Raw genomic sequence first — 21,738 nt, forward strand, 5'->3', positions numbered from 1 at the left:
TTTTCCTTGTGCTGGTGGGGTTCGGGATTGTTTTTTCAGGGCCGCCAACGGAGCGGGATCGTTGCTATCTTCTTGATTTGTCTCCCTCGGGTGGCTGGTAAGCTCCCCCCTCGGTGCAATAAATAGATAAGAGTCTGAGTAACTAAACGGGTATATATATCGGGCTGGAACAGCTGGAACACCAGACACATGCCGCCGAAAAGCCCATGAACACGCTGCTGGATGTGTCGATAAGACTCAAATCGACCAGACACATCACCCCGAAATGTGTCGATTGGCAGTCACTCGCGGCGGGGTCAGACGGTAATACGACAACTTGTCGCTATGCCCATCTATCAATCGCCAATCGAGCCGAGCAGCAATCTTCTTCAAATCGCGTTTGGGCTGAGAGGCGTAACGCAGATATCCGGTAGGATCGCAGGTATAAGCACTCTGTGCAGACTTCAACGTGATATAGATATGCCCCTCCTCCTGTCGCCATTTCATCACTTCCAGCAGCCCTTGCAGGTACTCCTCCACGCTTAGGATGCGTCCCTGAGTCCGGCAAATGGTAGCCCACAGCTCTTGCTCCTCATGGCGAATCCTGAGCGGTCTGATGCCCGTCTGCTGCTCGATGTAGGCATCACGCTGCTGGTCTGCTTGGCTGTTCGCTGGCTCCAGATGATAGGCTTCGTCAAACTCCAGCAAGTACGCCTCCTGCCGGATCGGTTTGTCAAAATACTTTCCGTCTGGGTCGAACCACTGCAAATCGACTCGGAAATCTATTCGGTAAGGGCCGCAAGAGAACTGCGGGATCACCTCAATTCGCAAACCCGGCTGCTGTTCTTCAAAATAAGCAAGCAGCGAAACTAGGTACTCTGTGTAAAATGCTGCCTCATAGCGGCTCTGACCTTCCTCTCGTGGTAATGATTGTCCGGTCAACCGCTCGATCTCCGCTATCAACGCTGCGTTCAGGTGAGAGCTGGGGCCATAGGTCAACACAGCCAAGGCTTGCAAGGGAGTCCACGTCCCCAATCCATTATCCGGTTCGGGAACCTCCGGCAGGTCGAGCCCCTGCACCTGCCGGATGTTGTTGATAGCCCGCCTGACGTACTGACTGAATCGTCGAGAGCTTCGCTGACTGAATCCAGGAATCTGCGATAGCAATACTCTTGGGTCGATGGTTCCCTGTGAAGGGTGTCCGATAAAAATACCTGTCACGTCCAACGTAACTCCCTGCGGCACCTTTACTTCGACTCTTCTGAGCTCAAGTCCTCGAAATCATCGTCAAATTCTGAGTCAGACTCCTTCTGGAAAGACTCGTACTCATCGATCTCGTCCTTCACCCAGTTGGCGTCAATGTAGGGAGCTTCGGCGATTGTCTTTATCAGAGTCATGCCATCTCGGTCACGAACGGTACTGCCAACGAGCTTGGGTTCAAACGCCTGCTCAAGCATGAACTCACCATCAATGTCTTTGAAAACTGCGGCAAGGTCATAGCCGTCATAGCTGAATTGGATCTCTCTCAGTACAGCTTTTAACTGGCCGTTAAATCTCTGGCGTTGATCGGTGCTGTCCAAGTCCTCCGAACTAAGGTTCTGGGAGAGTGTTTTCTCGGACAACTCACGGCTCATCAACTCATTTTCCAGCTGGCTGATTTGCTCTTCCAAGGCTTGGCAGTTGGCTTTGCACTGTATGAATAATTCTCGGAAATCTGCATCATTGTCGTTATCCAGCATGGATTGAGCTGCTTTTTTTCTCCTCTTGACTTCCAATTCGAGCTCTCTTCGCAGTGTCGCCAGCTCATCCTTGAGAGCCATCATCTTCTCAGTCGTAGTCTTTCGTTGCTCCATAACCACAGTTAGCAGGCTGACAGCCTGTAATAGCTGTGGTTCAACCTTGCTATAGAGCAGATGCGGCATTGAGCAGCCATGTGTATTGTGCTTGGGGCACATAAGATAATATCGTGGGCTTCCCGCTCGGCCCTTGTTGCCATAACGTAGGGATTCACCGCACTGACAGCGAAGCACCCCGCTAAAAAGGTTGCTATAGGTGCCTTTGCGATAGGAACCACTATGTTTGCTTCGCTTGCCGATTAGGTGCTGCACTTCTTCAAACACGGCAGGGGATACAATCGTTGGGTAATACCCCAAAATTGGCTCACCATCAGGCACCCGCTCACCATTTTCGATGACATGCGGCTGAAATTCGCCGATCACAGCTCGACTCTTAATGACGGCCTGAATCCCTGCCGGACGCCAATCAGCCTCTTTGCCAAACGTCTTGTAGCCCTTCTCCAAAAAAACCTTAGCTATCTGCTCGTAACCGCAGCCTGATTGCGCCATCTCAAACATCTCGCTCACAATAGCGGTTCGCTCAGGAATCGGAACTATTCTTTCCCCTTCCCTCGTTAACCATGAAGGCAAGCGGGCGTTCTTCATCACCTTCTTACTCTCTCTCGCAGCCTTACGCCCATTTGACCATGCTGCACGACTCCGAAGGCTCTTCATCTCAGACTCATCATTTGCTCGGGCCATGTATACGATCGAGATAATCAGTTTTGCGAAATCAAAGTTTTTACCATCATCGGTCACGCGAAAAATCTCACCATCGGAGAGTGTGACGATCACGATCCCCGCATTGAGGATTTCAATGAACTGGGACAATGCTTTCAGAATCGTCTGTCGGCTCAAGCGATCCATAGACTCCACTAGCAAGTAAGAACCTTTCTCAATTGCCCCTCCCTTCACCGCCTCAATGAAACGCCCTAACGCCCCATCGATCCTGTTGCTGCCACGGAATGCACTCACACCGAAATCTTCAATCGCCTTCTCATCGAGTTGAAGGTTGTGCTCGGTACAATAATCGATGGCCTGCTGGATCTGGCGACGGTAGCTATCCCCTTGGGCCTGCTTGGTGGTGCTGAAACGAATGTAAGAGTAAGCCTTCGGTGGACGACTCATAACGACTCCTTGGCAATTGGCTCAAGCCGAAGACGGATGAGCGGGATGGGTAACTAAGATGAGGTGAGACTATCAGCAATGCGGCTCTTTACACAATACTGATCAAAGGTTATTTTTGCCGAAAGTGGCAAGTTCCATAAAACCAGCTACCAGCAGCATTTCAGTCCAAGTCGCTTGCGTTTCCCTGTATGGTGATCGCCTGTATGCTACTGCCCATCGAACGGAACCACGGTGAACCCCATGGAAAACAAGACCGAATGCAAAGTTGTGCTCTACGGCATTTCCCCTAAAAACTGCGACACCATCAAGAAAGCCCGCAAGTGGCTGGATGAGGCCGGTATCGACTACCGCTTTCACGACCACCGCGCCGACGGCCTGAACCCGGACGATCTGGACAGCTGGCTGGCAAAACTCGGCTGGGAAGCCCTGCTCAACAGCCGCGGCACCACCTTCCGCGCCCTGCCGGATGAGGCCAAACAGGGGCTCGATACCGCCAAGGCACGCGCCCTGCTGCTGGAACATCCGGCCATGATCAAGCGCCCGCTGCTGGATCGTGACGGCGAACTGACTCTGGGTTTCAAGGCTGATCACTACCAATCCCTCTTTTCCCGTTAAGGACAACTAAGGACAACTGATGTCGGATGTCATCGCACTGGCCAAGGATCTGATCCGTCGCCCCTCCGTTACCCCCCTCGATGAAGGGTGTCAAACCCTGATGGCGGAGCGCCTCGCCAGGATCGGGTTCGTTATCGAGCCCATGGTGTTTGAGGACACCACCAACCTCTGGGCCCGCCGCGGCAGCGAGGGGCCGCTGTTCTGCTTCGCCGGCCACACCGACGTGGTGCCCGCCGGGCCGCTGGACAAATGGCACACCCCGCCATTCGAGCCGACCATCAAGGATGGCGTGCTCTACGGGCGCGGCGCCGCCGACATGAAGGGCTCGCTGGCTTCCATGGTGGTGGCGGTCGAGCGCTTCGTGGCCGAGCATCCGGATCACACGGGGTCCATCGCCTTTCTCATCACCTCCGATGAGGAGGGGCCCTTTATCAATGGCACCACCCGGGTGATCGACACCCTGGAGGCCCGCAACGAGAAGATCCGCTGGTGCATCGTCGGCGAGCCCTCCTCCACTGCCGTGGTCGGAGATGTGGTGAAGAACGGCCGCCGCGGCTCCATCACCGGCGATCTGCTGGTGCGCGGGGTGCAGGGCCATGTCGCCTATCCCCATCTGGCGGACAACCCCATTCACAAAGCCGCGCCAGCGCTGGCGGAACTCGCCGCCACCGTGTGGGATGAGGGCAACGCCTACTTCCCCCCCACCAGCTTCCAGATCGCCAACATCTCGGCCGGCACCGGCGCCTCCAACGTCATTCCGGGCGAGCTGCAGGTCCAGTTCAACTTCCGCTTCAGCACCGAACTGACCGACATGGATATCCGTGAGCGGGTCGAAGCGCTGCTGGATAAACATGGCCTCGATTATCAGCTGAGCTGGACCCTCTCCGGCCAGCCGTTCCTCACCGACACCGGCGCGCTGCTCGATGCGGCTGTGGCGGCTATCGAGGCGGTGAACGGTCAGCGACCGGCCCTGCTCACCACCGGCGGCACCTCCGACGGGCGCTTTATCGCCCCCACCGGCGCCGAGGTGATCGAGCTCGGGCCGGTCAACGCCACCATTCACAAGGTGAACGAGTGCGTGAAGGCGGACGATCTGGATCTGCTGGCGGACATGTATCAAGGGGTGCTCGAGAGATTGCTGGCATGACGCAGGAACAACTGCTTGGGCTCGACGAGAGCCACCTTATTCTGGTGGGGCGCGGCCCCCATCGGCTGACTGCCGCCACCGCCGCGGCCTTCAACGACATGCAGGTGGCTGCCGCCTATGAGGGGTTCAACCTGCAGGCGGCCTCCAGCTGGCGGGGCTTTGATCGCCAGCTCGCCATCTGGAATGGCAAGTGGCGCGGCGAACGGCCACTGCTCGATGCCAACAGCCAGCCCATCGATGCCCTGCAACTGGGCGAGACAGAGCGGCTGCACGCCATTTTGCGCTGGAGCGCCCTGCCCGGCACCAGCCGTCACCACTGGGGGACCGATCTCGATATCTACGACCAGGACTGTTTGCCTGCCGATACCAAACTGGCACTGGAGCCGTGGGAGTATGAAGCCGGGGGCTGGTTTGCGGATCTCAGCGAGTGGCTCAGCGACCATATGAACGACTTCGGCTTCTTCCTCCCTTATGCCAAGCCGGTCGGGGCAGAGAGCGGGGTCGCCTACGAGCCCTGGCATATCAGCTTCTCGCTGGAGTCCGATGAGCAGCGGCTCGATCCCGCGGCACTGGAGCTTTGTCTGCAACAGGCGGATATTGAAGGCAAGTCGACCATATTGGCCAACCTTGATGAAATTTTGGCCCGTTATGTCACCACCTGTCCTGACGAAAGGAAAATCCCATGAATCTCTGGCTGTGGATAGGGTTGCCGCTGCTGTTCCTGCTCGGGCTGTTTCTCAATGCCATCAAAGACATGAAACGGCTGGAAAAACAGTTGCCCAACTACAAGGACAAGATCCGCGAAGTGAAGGATGACGAGGACGACTGAATCCCGCCCCATCCCGTGGGGAGCGCCCTTGTGCTCCCCTCTCCCTCTGCTGTGCCGTTTCGCTTTTCCCCGCCCTTTCCTCCCTGCGCATCCTGAAATCGACGCTCCTTTGACTCCGCTTTCGATAACCCCGTCACTGTCAGAATATGGCGCGGCCATGCTGAAAAAAGGGATGAAAAATGTAAGAAAGTGCAAATTGATGCACAAATAAGCCACACAAGGGGGGCCTAACTGCATATAATGTGCCTACTTTGCACATTACCAGGAAGGAGTTCGCCCTTGGATGCCGCTACCATCAACAGTTTCTTTTTTGTCGCTGCCCTGTTGGTGGGAGCCAGCGTACTGTTGAGCGCCCTCTCTTCCCGCCTCGGCATTCCCATTCTGGTCATCTTCCTCGCCGTCGGCATGCTGGCGGGGGAAGATGGCCCCGGTGGCATCCACTTCGCTGACTACTCCATCGCCTATCTGGTGGGCAACCTGGCGCTCGCCATCATCCTGCTCGACGGCGGCATGCGCACCCGGGTCTCCTCGTTCCGGGTGGCGCTCTGGCCTGCCCTGTCGCTGGCGACGGTCGGGGTGGCCATCACCACTGGCCTGACGGGTCTCGCCGCCGCCTGGCTGTTTGACCTCAACCTGATGCAGGGGATGCTGATCGGTGCCATCGTCGGCTCTACCGATGCGGCGGCGGTCTTCTCCCTGCTCGGCGGGCGCAGTCTCAACGAGCGGGTGAGCGCCACCCTTGAGATAGAGTCAGGCAGCAACGACCCCATGGCGGTGTTTCTCACCGTCACCCTGATCGAGGTGCTCGCCACCGCCCAGCAAGGGCTGGATGGGGGCTTTCTGCTGCTGCAACTGGTCAAGCAGTTTGGCCTTGGTGCCGGGATTGGCCTTGGCGGTGGCTGGCTGCTGTGGCGCCTTATCAACACCGCCCGCCTGGCGCCGGGGCTCTATCCGCTGCTCACCGTCAGCGGCGGTCTGCTGATCTTCGCCCTCACCACGGCGGTCGGTGGCAGCGGCATCCTCGCCATCTACCTCACTGGTCTCTTGCTCGGCAACCTCGCCCTGCGCAGTCGCAGCACCACATTGTCGGTACTGGATGGACTGACCTGGCTCAGCCAGATCGGCATGTTTCTGGTGCTGGGCCTGCTGGCGACCCCCAGCAACCTGCTGCCCATCGCCCTGCCCGCGCTGGCGCTGGCAATGTGGATGATCCTGTTTGCCCGCCCGGTGTCGGTCTGGATTGGGCTGCTGCCATTCAAGAACTTTGCTCCCCGCGAGCGCTGGTTTATCTCCTGGGTCGGCTTGCGCGGCGCCGTGCCCATCATTCTGGCAGTGTTCCCCATGATGGCGGGGCTGCCCAACGCCCAGCTCTACTTCAACGTCGCCTTCTTCGTGGTGCTGGTCTCGCTGATTTTGCAGGGCAGCTCGCTACCGCTGGCATCAAGGCTGGCGCGAGTGGAGGTGCCGGCACCGCCGTCGCCCATCAACCGCTCGGGGCTCGAAATCGATCTCGACAGCCAGTGGGAGACCTTCGTCTACCAGCTGGGGGAGGAGAAGTGGTGCATCGGCTCGCCACTGCGGGATCTGCAGATGCCCACCGGCACCCGGATCTGCGCCCTGTTTCGAGGCCGCGAGCTGCTCCACCCCTCGGGTAGTACCTGTCTGCAGGCCGATGACATCCTCTGCGTGATCGGTCACGAACGTGACCTCCCTGCCCTCGGCCAGCTGTTCAGTCAGGCTCCGGAGCAGGATCTCGGCCCCCGCTTCTTCGGTGACTTCCTGCTGGAAGCGGCGGCACGGCTGGTGGATCTCGCCCCTCTTTACGGGCTGGATGTGAGCGAGGTGGCGGATCAGACACTGGGCGATTTTATTGCCAGCCAGTTGGGCGATAATCTGGTTGTCGGTGACAACATCGAATGGCAGGGCCTGATCTGGACCGTGGCCGAAATGGACGAGAGCGTGCCGAGCAAGGTCGGGGTGCGCTTTCAGGAAGAGGACCCGGTCTGACCGACCGTCTCGTATCAAGTCCCCAGCAAGAAGGGAGAGTGTTATGCCATATCAAAGTTTGCTGTCCGGCCCCCTGCCCCCCGCAGCCAATCTGGGGGTCATTGAAGGCTTTTTTGGCAAGGGATGGAGCTTGCAGGCTCGCACCCGCTACGCCCAGTGGCTGCCACGCCACGGTTACGGTTTCTATATCTACGCCCCGAAAGAGGATGGCTATCTGCGCAAGCACTGGGCCCTCCCCTGGCCCGAGCAGCAGCTGGCCGAACTCGCCGAGCTGGCGCGCCAGTGTCGCGCCAACGGTCTCGCCTTCGGGGTGGGCTTGAGCCCCATGGGGGCGCATCACGACTACGAGCGGCAGCGCCCGGCGCTGCTTGAGAAAGTGCGCCTCATCGATGAAGTTCTGCAGCCCGACATTCTGGCGGTGCTGTTTGACGATATGAAGGGGGATACCCCGGACTTGGCCCGTCACCAGCTCACCATTGCCCACGATATCGCGGCTCACAGCAAGGCCAAACGGCTCATCTTCTGCCCCAGCTACTACTCGACCGATCCGGTGCTGGAGAAGGTGTTCGGCGCCATGCCCCCCCGCTATCTGGAAGAGCTTGGCGAACAGCTCGACCGCCGTTTCGAGATCTTCTGGACCGGCACCAAGGTCTGCTCCAGCGAATATCCGGCGGTACACCTCAAGCAGGTGACCGAGCTGCTCGGCCGCAAGCCCTTCCTGTGGGACAACTACCCGGTCAACGATGGCAGCAAGGCGAGCAGCTACCTGCACCTGCGCGCCTTCGAGAATCGCCCTGCCGAGCTGGCAGATCTGCTCTCCGGCCACGCGGTCAACCCGATGAAGCAGGCGGCACTCTCCGCCCTGCCCCTCGCCACCCTGCCGATGAGCTACCGCCTCGGCAAGCAGTACGACCCCGACAAGGCGCTGCATGCCGCCCTCAACGCCACCTGCGGCCCGCAGATCTCCGCGATGATCGAGGCCGACCTGCCGCTGTTTCAGGATCTGGGGCTGGCCCAGCTCACCCCAGAGCAGATTGCAGCCCTCAAGGCGCGCTACCTGCCGTTTCGGGATCAAGCCTGCGTCGACGAAATCGTGCGCTGGCTGGATGGGGAGTATGTGTTCGACCCCGACTGCCTGACCGATTGATCTGCCTCGGCAGGCGTGATGGGCACAGCCACTCTGGACAAGGTGTGCGCACAGTTACGGCAACAAAGAGTTAATCACTGAGAATATCGGGCATAACCCGGGGCCAGGATGGCAGTTAAACAGCCCTGACAAGATGGTTTCAAGGGAGCTTGTATGGATACACATCTGCTTTACCAGAATCTGGCGGTGATCGCTGCCTTCTTGCTGATCTACAGCCTGATCGCGGGGCGCTTCGAATCAAAGCTGGTCAACGGCCCCCTGCTCTTTCTACTGACCGGCTGGTTGCTGGGGCCTGGCGGGCTGGAGCTGCTCTCCCTCTCTATCGACAGCGCCGGCATCAAGCTGCTGGCCGAGCTGACTCTGGTTATCGTGCTGTTCAACGATGCCGCCAACACCAACTGGCAAGTATTGCTGGCCAACCGCCAGCTGCCCATCCGGCTGCTAATGATCGGCCTGCCACTGACGCTCATCGCCGGAGCCCTGTTTGGTCACTGGATCTTCCCCGACCTGCCACTGCTGGAGATGGCCATCCTCTCCACCATTCTTGCCCCCACGGATGCGGCGCTCGGCAAGGCGGTGGTGAGCAACCCGGCCGTACCGGCGCCACTGCGCGAAGGGCTCAATCAGGAGAGCGGCCTCAACGACGGCATCTGTGTGCCTGTGCTGCTTCTGCTGCTGGCCCTTATCGCCCCCACAGAGCAGCACGCAGGCACAGCCACGCTGGCCATCACCCTGATGCTGGAGGAGATCGGCATTGGCCTGCTGGTCGCCTTCGTGCTGACCAGCCTAACCATACGGCTGCTGAAAATCTCTTATCTCAACGGCTGGCAACTGCCGCTCTGGCGCCAGCTCACCATGCCGGGACTGGCCCTGCTCTGCTTTGCGCTGGCCCAGAGTCTGGGGGGGAGCGGCTTTATCGCCGCCTTTGTCGGCGGTCTCTTTATCGGGCGCAGACTCGGTGAACACAAGCACGCCTATATGGACAGTTGCGAAGGCTACGGCGACCTGCTCTCCGTGGTGATCTGGATGGTGTTTGGCGCAACTCTGCTCCCCATGTTGTCGGAGCTGATGCACTGGCAATACTGGCTCTATGCCATTGCCAGCCTCACCCTGCTGCGGGTGGTGCCGGTCTGGCTGAGCCTGCTCGGCACCGGTCTCAAGCCAGAGCTCAAGCTCTTTATCGGCTGGTTCGGCCCGCGGGGCCTTGCCAGCATCGTCTTTGCAGTGATGGTGCTGCAAAACCAGCCTGCCCTGATTGGCCAGCGCCCCATCATCGCCACTGTGCTCTGCACCATCATATTGAGCGTGCTGCTGCATGGCATCACCGCCAACCCCTGGGTCGCACGTTTCAAACCCCGCTGAACCACTTGGCACTCATAAAAAATGCCACCGACCGGTGGCATTTTTCTTGTCTGGTGCGGGTCACTGACAGCGCTTAACCAAGCGCCAGCCAGACTCCCACCCCCAGCATCAGAGTACCGGCGATGCGGTTCATCAGGGTGACGTTGCCGCTCTTGGCGAGGAAGTGGCGCAGAGTTCGGCCACCACTGGCGTAGAGCAGCAGGCAGGAGAATTCGATGACCAGAATAAGCGCCACCAGCGCAGTGATCTGCGGCACCATCGGCTTGCTGGCCGAAATAAACGGTGGCAGCAGGGAGATCATGAAGGCCCACCCCTTGGGGTTGGCAATGGCGGTGACGAAACCCTGCACCGCCAGTCCCATGGCGCTGGTCTGCTGACCGGACGAAAGATCCGCCGGAATGGCCATCTTCCCCTTGGCCTGCCACATCTGGATACCGAGCCAAACCAGATAGGCGCCCCCCACATATTTGAAGGCGGCAAAGATCCCCGGATAGTTGAGCATGATGGCAGCCACCCCGATCACCGACAGCACCGAGACCAACCCGACTCCGACCAGCTCCCCCCACATCATGTGCAGGGTACGGCGCACCCCCAGGCTCATCCCCAACGTCATCGACAGGGTCATGCACATGCCGGGGGTCACCGAGACAAAGAAAAAGGTCGGGATAAACAGAGCCAGAATGGCCGGATCGATCCAGCTGGACACTACACACCTCCATACGCCAAGAGCGGGGAATCACGAAAACGGGACAGGATTGACTCAATCCGGCCAGTTGTACCACATATTCAGGGGATCAAGCGTTCAATCATGCATATATGGCGCCTTTTTCACAAGGAAAAACCTTTTCTTCAGCAAATTTCAGCAATAAAAGCCTGTGACAGCTCCTGACGTAGGTGTGTAATATGTCGGCTCCTCCCATTTCGGATTAGAGCCATTTATGTCATTGAATAATCTATCAATACGTGTCCAGGTCCTGATACCGCTGCTGCTGGCCAGCCTGCTGATGATGGTGATGATTGCCATCAGTAAACAGGGGCTGGATGAAGCCATCAATGACATAGATGAGACGACCCAGAGCGTGGTCCAAAACAAGGACGATATTGCCAAACTGATCCACGCCACCTACCGGCTGCGCACCAGCGCCATCTATGGCCTCTACGATGCCAAGCTGTTTGCCGCACTGCCCGCAAACCTCAACAGCGCCGAGCAGGAGATCAACGCAATCCTCGGCCGTCTGGTGCTCCCCGGTGCCGAGCAGGATAACCGGCAGGTCGCTGCCGCCCTGCAGGCCTACCTCAGCCATACCCGCAGCAACATGCTGCCGCTGCTGGCGCAAAAACATCAGGGTGGCGGCGATCCGGTCGCCTACGAGGCGGCCCGCCTCCATTTCCGCGAGCTGGGTGAACAGCTGATCAAACAGATCGACAGCATGTCGGCCCACATCAACCAGCTGATCCAGCAAGAGCTGGCCGACGAGCAGGCTCACTACGACGCCACCCTGCTGCGTACCCTGCTGCTCACCGCCGGTACTCTGCTGGCGGCGCTGATCTGTGGCTGGGTCCTCTCCGGTCGCATCGTCAGCCCCATAGGTCAGTTGCAAGAGGTGATGCACGCCGTGGCGCAAGGGCGCTTCAACGTGCGCGCCAAAGCGGATGGCAACAACGAGCTGACCCGTCTGGCCAAAGATATCAACCTCACCCTGACCCAGCTCGGCAACACCATCGAGAACCTGACCGGGATCAGCAACAGCGTCGCCTCCGCCGCCACCGAGCTGGCCGCCGTGATGACCCAGTCCGAGGCCAATGCAAAGCAGCAGCACAGCGAGATCGAACAGGTCGCCTCCGCCGTGACCGAACTCTCCAGCACCGCTGACAACGTCAACCACAACGCCGCCGTCGCCGACGAGCTGGCGCGGGATGCCAATGGCCGGGTCGAACAGGGGCTCGCCCTCTTTACCGAAAGCATCGCCGCCAACAGCCGGATGGCGGGCAGTCTGGAAGATGCCGCAGCCATCGTGGCCCAGCTCAAATCCCAGTCCGAGCAGATCGGCAAGGTAATTGAAGTGATCCAGGGGATCTCCGAGCAGACCAACCTGCTGGCGCTCAATGCCGCCATCGAAGCAGCTCGCGCCGGTGAAACGGGCCGTGGTTTTGCGGTGGTGGCCGACGAGGTGAGAATGCTGGCTGCCCGCACCCAAGACTCCACCAAGGAGATCCAGGCCATCATCGAGCGGCTGCAGAGCCAGTCCCAATCCGCCAACAACGGCGTGCAGGAGACCCTGGAGATCCTCAGCCATAACCAGCGTTTGTCCGCTCAGGTGCAGGATCTGCTAAGCGGCATTACCGGTGCCGTGCGCCAGATCAACGACGCCAACGCCCAGGTCGCCACTGCCGCCGAGGAGCAGTCCTGCGTCACTGCCGACATCAACCGCAACATCACCAATATTCACGAGATCGTGAGCCAGAGCTCCGCCGGCATCAGCCAGAGCGCCAGTGCCAGCAACGAGCTCTCCCAGCTCGCCGAGCAGCAACGCAAACAGCTGGCTCAATTCCAGCTGTAAGCGCACAAAGTGAACCAGACAAAAAGGCCCGCAAGGGCCTTTCTTGTTGATGGAGCAATGGCTTTGTCTCTGTTTTAAACGCCATTTTTTGGCTTGTGGCGCCATAAGGGGCTGGGCTGCCCTGTCAAATATCGGTATGGTAGAGGCACGTTACTCCCCCTCACGTGAGCACACCATGAGCCTGAGATTCAAGAAACCCGCTTTTATCGCCTTGGGGCTCATCGCCCTCATTTCCGCCGCCTGGCTCGACTACTACCTGCCGGAGCACACCATCGCCACCATCACCGGGGTCGAGGTGAAGCGCACCGACAAGGATGGCCCCATCAGCCAGAAAAACCCGGCTGACGGCCCCACCACCGACGTCTATTACATCTACACCGAGCGCCCCGGCGAGAAGATCCGGGTGTTTCGCAATGAAGATACCGAGTGGGGCTGGCCCTTCTACTTCAAGTTCAACGCCGCCGACGTCCAGGCCAAGGCCAAGTCGATGGAGTTCGAGAAACGCCTGGCTATCATTACCTCCTACGGCTGGCGCGTGAACATGTTCTCCATGTTCCCCAACGTCACCAAGATTGAGAGCACGGAACCTGACGCCTCCACCTGGAGCTTCTTCCGCTGGTTCTGGTTCGGCCTCTGGGCGCTGGTGATGGGCAAAGCCGCCATTGCGACCTGGCGCTACTTTGATCGTCTTGAGGACGAGCTATGAGTGAGCCGAGCAAGACCCGCACCAGCTTCTACCGGCGGCTCTACGTGGCCTGGCTGATCAGCCAGGGCACGGATACGGTGCCTGCCATTATGGAGGCAACCGGCATGCCGCGCCGCACCGCGCAAGATACCCTGAGCGCGCTGGCCGAACTCGATATCAGCTGCGCCTTCGAGCAGACCGAAGGGGCTCGCCACCTGCAGGGGCACTACCGTATCAGCGACTGGGGTCCCATCAATCCGGCGTGGATCAAGGCTCAACTGCCGCTTATCAAAGAGACGTTGAGCTATCCCTGAAATGATGTCGAGTCAGGCCTGCGACTGGGGAACCTATTGCAATCCGGCATGGATCAAGGCTCAACTGCCGCTTATCAAGGAGACGCTGAGCTATCCCTGATCAGGGCGCTAAGCAACAATAAAAAAGAGGGGCCAGCCGACAAGGCTGGCCCCTCTTTTTTCAGGCCGATGGCGTGACAGGTGGCTCTACTCGGGCATGGCCGAATCCTCAAGCTCCCCGTCAGACTCGCCGCGGGTGCAGTCGATGATGGAGCGCTTGGGGTTGTTGGGATCGCGCAGCAGCAGAGGCGCCAACCCCTCGTCATGCTTCTGCTCGTCACCAAACTCGCTGCCGTAGGCGTTGTGGGTCAAGCGGCGGGCATTGGCGATGGGAGTATCGACAAAGAGAGCATGCACTTCGAAGCTGGAAGCGGGCACGATAAAGCCGACCACCGGCAAGCCGTGCAGCTCCTCGTGCACCTTGTACCAGGCAAAGCCGTCGCTCACCTTGTAGGGGGTGTAGTTGGCCAGTTGTAGGTTGGCGGCCCTGCCCGTCTCATCCACATAGAGATCGGTAAATTCACAGGTCGCCAGCCCCTGCCACATCCGCTCGAATGGCGTCGCACAGCCTGTCAGTTGCAACCCGGCCAGCAGCACCAAGCCTCTCTTCCACATTCCCCGCCCCTTCTTGCAAAATGAACCGGCGCTCAGCCAAAGGCCCGCAGCCGCTCGACCAGCAGATCAATAAAGCCTGCCCGATCCAGCCCCAGCAACACCAGCGCATTGGCTGGTTTACCGGTCAGACCGTAGCGGTCCACCACCGTCATCCCCACGGTATGCTCCCCGCTGGTCTCGATATCGACTCGGCACTCGACCCCGTGGAACAGCTCGGGAGCCAGCAACCAGGCAATGGTACAGGGGTCGTGGAGCGGTGCACCAGCAAATCCCCACTTGGGATCCCGATGGTAGATCATGAAAAAGTCGAGCAGCCCGGCCACGCACTGGGCCACCGGATTGGTGATGGCGCGTACCCGCTCGATATCCTCGTCCATCACCTGTGCCTCATGGGTCACATCGAGGCCGCACATGGTGATGGGGATGCCCGACTTGAACACCATATCGGCCGCTTCCGGGTCCACATAAATATTGAATTCCGCCGCCGGGGTCCAGTTGCCGGCCCCTGCGGCGCCCCCCATCAATACGATGCGGGCAATCCTGGGTTTGAGCTCGGGGTGGGCAGCCAACAGCAGGGCGATATTGGTGAGCGGGCCGGTCGGCACCAGAGTCACAGGCTCCGGGCTCTCGCGCAGACATTTGGCCATCAGCTCGATCCCCGTCACCCCCTGCGGTGCAAAGGCGGGATCCGGCAGTTTGGGGCCATCGAGACCCGATTCGCCGTGAACGTTGTCGGCGATGATCAGCTCGCGGGCCAGCGGTTTCGGCGCCCCGGCCGCCACCGGAATATCGTCGCGCCCCAGCAGGGTGAGGATGCGCAGGGCATTGTTGAGGGTCTTGTCCGGCGTCTGGTTGCCCGCGCTGGTGGTGACCGCCAGCACCTTCAGTTCAGGGCTGGCCAGCGCCAGAATAAGGGCGATGGCGTCGTCGTGGCCGGGATCACAATCAAGAATAACGGGCAGTGCCATGGAGAGACTCCTTACAACATCAAAGGGAGCCCTACCTTAGCAAGCTCGCAGCGGCTGAACTCGGGAGGGGGTCACAAAACGGTTCCTGATTTTTTTCAATCAGTTATCTTCACTCTGACACAGCTGGCCAGCAGCAGGGCGCAATGAGGGGATGGTGTGGCGAGCATATCCGCTACGCCGATTCGCGCCTTACCCGCCACTTGGGTATGATGGCCCCCCGTTTTCTGCCCGTGTGCCCTATGTCCGTTATCGTCGACACCTTTATCGCCCCGCCCTGCAAGGCCACTATCGAGATCCTGTTCGAGGATGAACACCTGCTGCTCATCAACAAGCCAAGCGGCCTGCTGAGTCTGTCAGGCAAGAACCCGCAGAACCTCGACTCGGTTCACTATCGACTGGTGCAGGATTACCCCGGCTGCACCCTGGTGCATCGCCTAGATTTTGGCACCTCAGGCATCATGGTGGTGGCCAGAAACAAGGCCATCAATGCCCTGCTCTGCCAGCAGTTCAGCCAGCGGGCGGTGAGCAAAGCCTACAGCGCCCTGCTCTGTGGCCATCTGATTGACGACGAAGGGCTTATCGATGCCCCCATCGCCAAGGATCCCGCCCTCTTTCCGCTGATGAAGATCTGCGCCGCCAGCGGCAAACCCGCCCGCTCCCGCTATCAGGTGGTTGAGCGGCTGGCGCAGCAGATGCAGGGACAAACCGTGCCACTGACCCGGGTAAGGCTGGTGCCGGAGACCGGTCGCACCCATCAGCTACGGATCCACAGTCAGCTGCTGGGCCACCCCATCCTCGGCTGCGATCTCTATGGTGGCCTGCTTCCCCCCGGCTGCAAACAGGCGCCGCGGCTGATGCTGCATGCCAGCGAGCTGGATTTTGCTCATCCGGTGAGTGGGGAGCCGATGCAGATCCGCTGTGTAGCGCCTTTTTAGGGGCAATAGGTAGAGGCAGCCAGCGCGAGTGCGACGAGATCAGTGAAAGGGGTGACGAGAGAGGAAAGGCGGTAAACGGCGGATAAAGATAGGGGCCGCGCTTTCGCAACGGCCCCCACCCCCCACTCTTTGTGGTGCTATCAGATCAGCTTGCGGGCAGCGCCCAGTACGATCTTGATGGCATCAGATTCGGTCTTCGCCATGGTCTCGGCGTTCGGGATCTCTTGCTGGGTACGGTTGACGATAACGCCAGCCACCATACCGGCACGCAGGCCCTGGCTGGAGCACATGGTAAGCAGGGTTGCGGACTCCATCTCATAGTTCAGCACGCCCATGGCTTGCCACTCTTTCATGGAACCCTGGAAACGGCTCACTACGCGGCCGGATACAGTGTCGTAACGTTCCTGACCCGGGTAGAAGGTGTCGGAAGAGGCAGTCACACCGATGTGCAGCTTGGAGCCCATCTCTTTGGCGGTGTTCACCAGCGCGGTGGTGCAGTCGAAGTCGGCAACAGCCGGGAACTCCATAGGTGCGAAGTGCAGGCTGGCACCGTCGAGGCGCACGGAGCCGGTGGTCACGATCACGTCACCCACGTTCAGGTGCGGCTGGATGGCGCCAGTGGTGCCGATACGCAGGAAGGTGCGGATGCCCAGCTGGGCCAGCTCTTCTACCGCGATGGAGGTGGACGGGCCACCGATACCGGTAGAGCAGATGATCACGGCCTTGCCGTCCATCTCGCCGCGCCAGGTAGTGAATTCACGATGGCTGGCCAAGTGCACCGGGTTATCCAACAGCTCTGCGATACGCTTCACGCGCTCGGGGTCACCGGGGACGATCGCCAGGGTGGCGCCTTGCAGATCCGCTTTCTTCAAACCCAAGTGAAATACATCAGACATATTGGACTCCTGGTTGCCCCCTGCCAGCATGGTCAGGGCACAAGTTAAGATGATTCTTTATGATACTTTCAAGCCTTTACCCCCCTCTTCGGGGAGGCGCCAACTATGGTCGAAAGCGCTTTCCAATTCCTTGAAGCGCCTCACACTTCCACGCATTGACAGTGACAAACATTGCGCAAAACGTTTGCTAACTCAATGAAATAATTGACAAACGTTTTTCCGCAAATCGAGTCAGATGCGGGAAAGTCAAGCCTGGTTCAGCGCTTAATTAACGACTCGTGATCGACCCCGTAAAGTTGTAAACAAGATGCTTTTGTATCCCTTTCTAGATGGTAGCCTAGCTCTCAACTACCACTTAATGGCTAACTATAGGAAGTCCATCATGGCTACATTCAAGTTCTATATTCCCGCTATCAACCTGATGGGTGCCGGCTGTCTGCAAGAGGCTGCCGCCGATATCAAGGGTTACGGCTATCGCAAGGCGTTGATCGTCACCGACAAAATTCTCAACCAGATCGGCGTGGTCGCCAAGCTCACCACCCTGTTGGCTGAACATGGCATTGAAAGCGCAGTTTTCGATGAGACCAAACCCAACCCCACCACCAGCAACGTCGAAGCAGGTCTGGCGATGATCAAGGCCAACGGCTGCGACTGCGTCGTCTCGCTGGGTGGCGGCTCGCCCCACGACTGTGCCAAGGGCATCGCGCTGGTCGCCGCCAACGGTGGCAGCATCAAGGATTACGAAGGGGTGGATCGCTCCGCCAAACCGCAACTGCCGCTTATCGCCATCAACACCACCGCCGGTACCGCCTCCGAGATGACCCGCTTCTGCATCATCACCGACGAAGCGCGCCACGTGAAAATGGCCATCATCGACAAGCACGTTACCCCGCTGATGTCGGTCAACGACCCCGAGCTGATGCTGGCCAAGCCAGCGGATCTCACCGCCGCCACCGGTATGGATGCCCTGACCCACGCCATCGAGGCCTATGTCTCCACCATCGCCACCCCGGTGACCGATGCCAGCGCCGTGATGGCCATCGAGCTGATTGCCAAGCACCTGCGCACCGCAGTTCACCATGGCGATGACCTGCATGCCCGCGAGCAGATGGCCTATGCCCAGTTCCTGGCCGGCATGGCCTTCAACAACGCAAGCCTGGGCTACGTGCACGCCATGGCCCACCAGCTGGGCGGCTTCTATGACCTGCCCCACGGTGTCTGCAACGCCGTGCTGCTGCCCCACGTTCAGGCGTTCAACGCCCAGGTGAGCGCGGCTCGTCTGAAGGATGTGGCCCGCTACATGGGGGTAGACGTGAGTGCCATGAGCAACGAGCAGGGCGCCGCCGCTGCCATTGCCGCCATCAAGCAGCTGGCGCTGGATGTGAAGATCCCGGCCGGTCTGGAGCAACTCGGCGTCAAAGCCGATGACTTCGATACCCTGGCCAGCAACGCCCTGAAAGATGCCTGCGGCTTCACCAACCCGAAACAGGCGAGCCACGAAGAGATCGTCACCATCTTCCGCGCAGCGATGTAATAGTTGCCTGATTGCCGATAAGGGTCGCACTGCGGCCCTTTTTATTGGCTGATGGATCAATGGCTTTTTACTTCCGTGGAGGGAGTCGGTATGATTTGCCGAGCCAAAAAGACTGTATGGATGATCTGAACTCGATATGCGGATGAAACACCTGATTGCCGCGGCTTTGACCGCCCTCACCCTCTCCGGTTGCAGCCTGGTCTATCGTATCGATATTCCCCAGGGCAACTATGTGGAACAAAAACAGGTCGACAAACTGCGCCAGGGGATGACCCGCGAGCAGGTCAGCTATGTGCTGGGGACCCCCATGCTGCGCGACGGCTTTGACCCCAACACCTGGTACTACCTCTATGAATTCCAGCCGGGCCACGGCGACAAGGAGCGCAAAGAGCTCACTGTCACCTTCGCCAATGACAGGCTGACCACAGTGACGGGTGACTTCCCGCTGCCAGCAGCTTTCAATACCCCGCTCTGATATCCCGCAAAACCGGCCTAGCGCCGGTTTTGTTTTATCCAGCCCCGCGTAATTCATCCTGCCCGTGATCCTGTCAGGGGATACAGTGTCATCTCCCCCATTGCAGCTGCTCGCAAATTGCCTGATGCTGATGAGCAGCCACCATGGCATCAACACCATCGAATGACACAGGGAGAATCCCCATGAGCCGGATCCTGATTGCCGGAGCCAGCGGCCTGATCGGTCGCGAACTGGTGCAGCAACTGCCTGCCGAACATGAACTGACCCTGCTCTGTCGCAAGCCTGGCAAGGAGGCACACCACTGGCTGCCGGTCAATTTTGATGATCTGGCCAGCGTCACCCTCTCCCGGCCGGTCGATATCGCCTTCTGTGCCCTCGGTACCACCCGCAAGGAGGCGGGCTCTGCCGAGGCGTTTCGCCGGGTCGATCTCGACTATGTGGTCGCCTTTGCCGAACTGGCCCGCCGCCATGGCTGTCAACGCCTTATCGTGGTCTCAAGCATGGGGGCCAGTGCATCTTCCCCGGCCCTCTATCCACGTACCAAGGGGGAGATGGAGCAGGCCCTGCTGGCCCAATCCTGGCCGCGGCTTGCCATCGTGCGACCAGCCATGCTGCTGGGGGATAGACAACCGCCGCGCAGCTCGGAGCAGATCTTTCAGGCCATCTATCCGCTGTTTCGGCCACTGCTGGTTGGCAAGCTCGCCCGCTGGCGCGCCATCGAGGCCAGTCAGGTGGCCCACGCCATGATTACCCTCTCCCGGCAACCCGCCGGGAGCGAGATTGTCGAGAACGAGCAACTGCTGGCCCTCTGAACTAGGCCTTCCCCACTACTTACGCACAGTGCTGCAAAAACAAAAGAGCAAGCCAATTGGCTTGCCCTTTGTTTATCTGTTGGCGAGGTCCCCTGACCGCCTCTTGCCATCACAGGCCGCGCTCGACTGTCAGGGCAACATCCGTCAACCGCGAATATGGTCGATAAAGGCGTCGATCTGCTCGCGAGTGCAGGCAGGGTTCATAAAGACTGCCTTTTCCCCAGCGATGTAGGAGTACTTGCCACGGGCGTCATAGTCGGAATGGGCCACCGCCTCCACCCAGTTGGTGTAGAGCCCCACCTTGCCGCGCCCCTTGAACAGGCTGCGGTGGTAATCGGTATTGCGCTGCAGTCGCGCCTTATAGGCAGGGTCGCTGGAGCGGGCCAGCTCGAAGGCAAATTCGGCTTCCGGATCGCTCACCCACTCGGGGTTGTAGATCTTGAAGCCGACGCTCGGCCCCTGATTCTCCTGCGCCACCAGCATGACGTTGCCCAGCTGGCTTAACCGGAAGCGGAAGTAGTTGGCATTTTGCAGGCAGTGGGCCAGCACGGTGCGATACCCCTCCACCCCCATATAGTTGAGCGCCGCATAGGCACCGAACAGACCACTCGCGCCGCGGGAGCACTCGATGGTGGATTGCAGGTGGGTCTGGCCCTGAATATCCCGCTCGAAGTAGGAGAAGTTCTCCGGGTCATTCTCCATCGCTTTGAGATCATCCTGCTCCTTGATCATCACCAGACTGGAGGTGTAGGGCACATAGCCCCACTTCTGGAAGTCGACGGTGAAGGAGTCGGCATATTTGAGCTCGGCAAAGCGCACCACGTTGCGCTCGATCCCCGCCAGAGTGGCGCTGTTGATGGCGAGCGGGTTGGCGGCAAAGTCGTAACCCAGGAAGAAGATCATCGACCAGCCGATGGCGGCATCGACGTGGATGTGAGGTTTGACCGCCACCTCGAACTGCTCGCAGAGGCGATTGCGCAGCTCGAAAACGGGTTTCACCTGATCCACCCCGAAGGTGTCGGTAGTGCCCATGGTGAGCATGATGGTGGGCACCACGTGTTTCAGTGCAAAACAGGCGGTCAGGGTGCGCTCGAGGTGGTCGAGATCGATGTCATTGTTCTCGCCGACCTGAATGCGGATGGTCTTGTTCTCGATGTCGACCCCGAGCAGGGAGAGGTTGGTGATGTTGGAGTAGTGACCGCCCTGGGAGTTGATGATGCGGTAATCCTGATAGTGGCCGAGCCCCTTGTGCTTGGCCTCGGGCAGGCTTTTGCGAATGCCGAGCAGGTAGCCATAGAGGTTACAGAAGGTCCCCCCCTGGGTGAAGATGCCGGTGGCACGAGCCGGGTCGTAACCTGCCAGCAGCGCAATCTGGCGCACCACCTTCTTCTCCAGCTCCTCGGCCACCCCGGCGTATTCGGAGTAGACCAGATTGGGGTTGGCCAGAATGCCCAGCTGGGCGCCGTAGATGGCGGGATCTGCCGACATGGTGATGACGTTCTCGACGCTGGAGGGGTTCTCCCAATCCTTCGACAACGCGGCGGCAAACAACAGCTCGACCATGGGCTCGCCCGGGGTGCGCATGGTGGCGGGCACCGGCATGGTCTCGCAGAGATCGGCCAGGCGGGCACGGCCATCAGGCCAGGCATTCAAACGGGCATCGGGGGCCAGGCCACGGGCCCGAAATTCATTGAGGGTGGCAAATCCGGGTTCGCGAAAAACGGGCCAGAGATCGGGATTGCGCGAGAAAAAGTTGGCTTTGACGGTGGCGAAACGGGCGGAAAAATCGGGGTGGACGGCATTGACGCTTTCGTCTTGCAGATAAACTAAGTCACTCATTTTTATACCATTAGTA

21 protein-coding genes are annotated in these 21,738 nt (G+C 59.5%); 14 read left to right on the top strand and 7 right to left on the bottom strand.

The features are described from left to right. Window positions 1-255: 255 nt before the first annotated feature. Entirely contained in the window at window positions 256-1,206 is a 951-nt protein-coding gene (locus tag G5315_RS04710; RefSeq protein ID WP_421332576.1) for a hypothetical protein, read from the bottom strand. A gap of 20 nt (window positions 1,207-1,226) precedes the next feature. Continuing rightward, window positions 1,227-2,942, bottom strand: a complete 1,716-nt coding sequence (locus G5315_RS04715; protein ID WP_103243461.1) for a recombinase family protein — start codon at window positions 2,940-2,942, stop codon at window positions 1,227-1,229. Between the two features lie 240 nt (window positions 2,943-3,182). On the opposite strand from G5315_RS04715, the gene G5315_RS04720 reads away from it, so the two are divergent. The 7 genes from G5315_RS04720 (at window position 3,183) to G5315_RS04750 (ending at window position 10,049) form a co-directional block, all read left to right on the top strand. Beyond that, window positions 3,183-3,557 carry an ArsC family reductase gene (locus G5315_RS04720; protein ID WP_111901255.1) on the top strand — a complete coding sequence of 125 codons (375 nt, stop codon included), beginning with the start codon at window positions 3,183-3,185 and terminating at the stop codon, window positions 3,555-3,557. A gap of 19 nt (window positions 3,558-3,576) precedes the next feature. Next, window positions 3,577-4,704, top strand: coding sequence for a succinyl-diaminopimelate desuccinylase (gene dapE / locus G5315_RS04725; RefSeq protein WP_069527893.1), 1,128 nt, complete (start codon window positions 3,577-3,579; stop codon window positions 4,702-4,704). Further along, a complete protein-coding gene (locus G5315_RS04730; protein ID WP_421332578.1) occupies window positions 4,701-5,390 on the top strand; it encodes a M15 family metallopeptidase in 690 nt (229 codons plus the stop codon). Before dapE ends, G5315_RS04730 begins: the two co-directional genes overlap by 4 nt. Then, entirely contained in the window at window positions 5,387-5,533 is a 147-nt protein-coding gene (locus G5315_RS04735; protein WP_005337933.1) for a hypothetical protein, read from the top strand. Before G5315_RS04730 ends, G5315_RS04735 begins: the two co-directional genes overlap by 4 nt. Before the next feature lie 279 nt (window positions 5,534-5,812). Continuing rightward, a complete protein-coding gene (locus tag G5315_RS04740) occupies window positions 5,813-7,540 on the top strand; it encodes a potassium/proton antiporter (protein ID WP_421332580.1) in 1,728 nt (575 codons plus the stop codon). Window positions 7,541-7,583: 43 nt separating this feature from the next. After that, window positions 7,584-8,687 (top strand): beta-N-acetylglucosaminidase domain-containing protein, encoded by a 1,104-nt coding sequence (locus G5315_RS04745; RefSeq protein WP_421332581.1) that lies wholly within the window; start codon window positions 7,584-7,586, stop codon window positions 8,685-8,687. A gap of 153 nt (window positions 8,688-8,840) precedes the next feature. After that, on the top strand, window positions 8,841-10,049 hold the full coding sequence (locus G5315_RS04750) for a cation:proton antiporter (RefSeq protein WP_421332582.1): 1,209 nt from the start codon (window positions 8,841-8,843) through the stop codon (window positions 10,047-10,049). A 73-nt stretch (window positions 10,050-10,122) separates the two neighbouring features. On the opposite strand, the gene G5315_RS04755 is transcribed toward G5315_RS04750, so the two are convergent. Further along, window positions 10,123-10,755, bottom strand: coding sequence for a LysE family translocator (locus G5315_RS04755; protein ID WP_421332583.1), 633 nt, complete (start codon window positions 10,753-10,755; stop codon window positions 10,123-10,125). Window positions 10,756-10,987: 232 nt separating this feature from the next. Between G5315_RS04755 and G5315_RS04760 the strand changes: the two genes are divergently transcribed. From G5315_RS04760 to G5315_RS04770, 3 genes are all read left to right on the top strand, one after another. Then, window positions 10,988-12,610 (top strand): methyl-accepting chemotaxis protein, encoded by a 1,623-nt coding sequence (locus G5315_RS04760; RefSeq protein ID WP_421332585.1) that lies wholly within the window; start codon window positions 10,988-10,990, stop codon window positions 12,608-12,610. A gap of 175 nt (window positions 12,611-12,785) precedes the next feature. Continuing rightward, window positions 12,786-13,316, top strand: a complete 531-nt coding sequence (locus G5315_RS04765; protein WP_005350438.1) for a DUF1523 family protein — start codon at window positions 12,786-12,788, stop codon at window positions 13,314-13,316. Next, entirely contained in the window at window positions 13,313-13,609 is a 297-nt protein-coding gene (locus tag G5315_RS04770) for a winged helix-turn-helix domain-containing protein (protein ID WP_005344341.1), read from the top strand. The genes G5315_RS04765 and G5315_RS04770 overlap by 4 nt, the downstream gene beginning before the upstream one ends. A 186-nt stretch (window positions 13,610-13,795) precedes the next feature. On the opposite strand, the gene G5315_RS04775 is transcribed toward G5315_RS04770, so the two are convergent. Continuing rightward, window positions 13,796-14,263: a hypothetical protein gene (locus G5315_RS04775; protein ID WP_043818580.1), complete on the bottom strand. Its 468-nt coding sequence runs from the start codon at window positions 14,261-14,263 to the stop codon at window positions 13,796-13,798. A gap of 32 nt (window positions 14,264-14,295) precedes the next feature. Further along, a complete protein-coding gene (rihA, locus tag G5315_RS04780; RefSeq protein WP_421332587.1) occupies window positions 14,296-15,231 on the bottom strand; it encodes a pyrimidine-specific ribonucleoside hydrolase RihA in 936 nt (311 codons plus the stop codon). Between the two features lie 239 nt (window positions 15,232-15,470). Here rihA and G5315_RS04785 point away from each other — a divergent pair, with 239 nt between their 5' ends. Further along, window positions 15,471-16,166, top strand: a complete 696-nt coding sequence (locus G5315_RS04785) for an RluA family pseudouridine synthase (protein WP_421332658.1) — start codon at window positions 15,471-15,473, stop codon at window positions 16,164-16,166. 140 nt (window positions 16,167-16,306) lie between these two features. Here G5315_RS04785 and udp read toward each other — a convergent pair whose 3' ends face one another. After that, window positions 16,307-17,062 (bottom strand): uridine phosphorylase, encoded by a 756-nt coding sequence (gene udp / locus G5315_RS04790; RefSeq protein ID WP_005337975.1) that lies wholly within the window; start codon window positions 17,060-17,062, stop codon window positions 16,307-16,309. Between the two features lie 382 nt (window positions 17,063-17,444). On the opposite strand from udp, the gene yiaY reads away from it, so the two are divergent. The 3 genes from yiaY to G5315_RS04805 all read left to right on the top strand — a co-directional run bounded on the left by yiaY (window position 17,445) and on the right by G5315_RS04805 (window position 19,883). Next, window positions 17,445-18,596 (top strand): L-threonine dehydrogenase, encoded by a 1,152-nt coding sequence (gene yiaY / locus G5315_RS04795; protein WP_421332589.1) that lies wholly within the window; start codon window positions 17,445-17,447, stop codon window positions 18,594-18,596. Window positions 18,597-18,732: 136 nt separating this feature from the next. Then, complete coding sequence (bamE, locus tag G5315_RS04800) at window positions 18,733-19,071, top strand: outer membrane protein assembly factor BamE (protein ID WP_005337980.1); 339 nt, start codon at window positions 18,733-18,735, stop codon at window positions 19,069-19,071. A gap of 182 nt (window positions 19,072-19,253) precedes the next feature. Next, the gene (locus G5315_RS04805; protein WP_421332590.1) at window positions 19,254-19,883 is read left to right on the top strand and encodes an NAD(P)H-binding protein; all 630 of its coding nucleotides are present in this window, start codon (window positions 19,254-19,256) and stop codon (window positions 19,881-19,883) included. A 144-nt stretch (window positions 19,884-20,027) separates the two neighbouring features. Here G5315_RS04805 and G5315_RS04810 read toward each other — a convergent pair whose 3' ends face one another. After that, window positions 20,028-21,722, bottom strand: coding sequence for a pyridoxal phosphate-dependent decarboxylase family protein (locus tag G5315_RS04810; RefSeq protein WP_421332591.1), 1,695 nt, complete (start codon window positions 21,720-21,722; stop codon window positions 20,028-20,030). Window positions 21,723-21,738: the final 16 nt, after the last annotated feature.

This window comes from Aeromonas sp. 603607, from assembly GCF_049171595.1.
Classification (GTDB): domain Bacteria; phylum Pseudomonadota; class Gammaproteobacteria; order Enterobacterales; family Aeromonadaceae; genus Aeromonas; species Aeromonas veronii.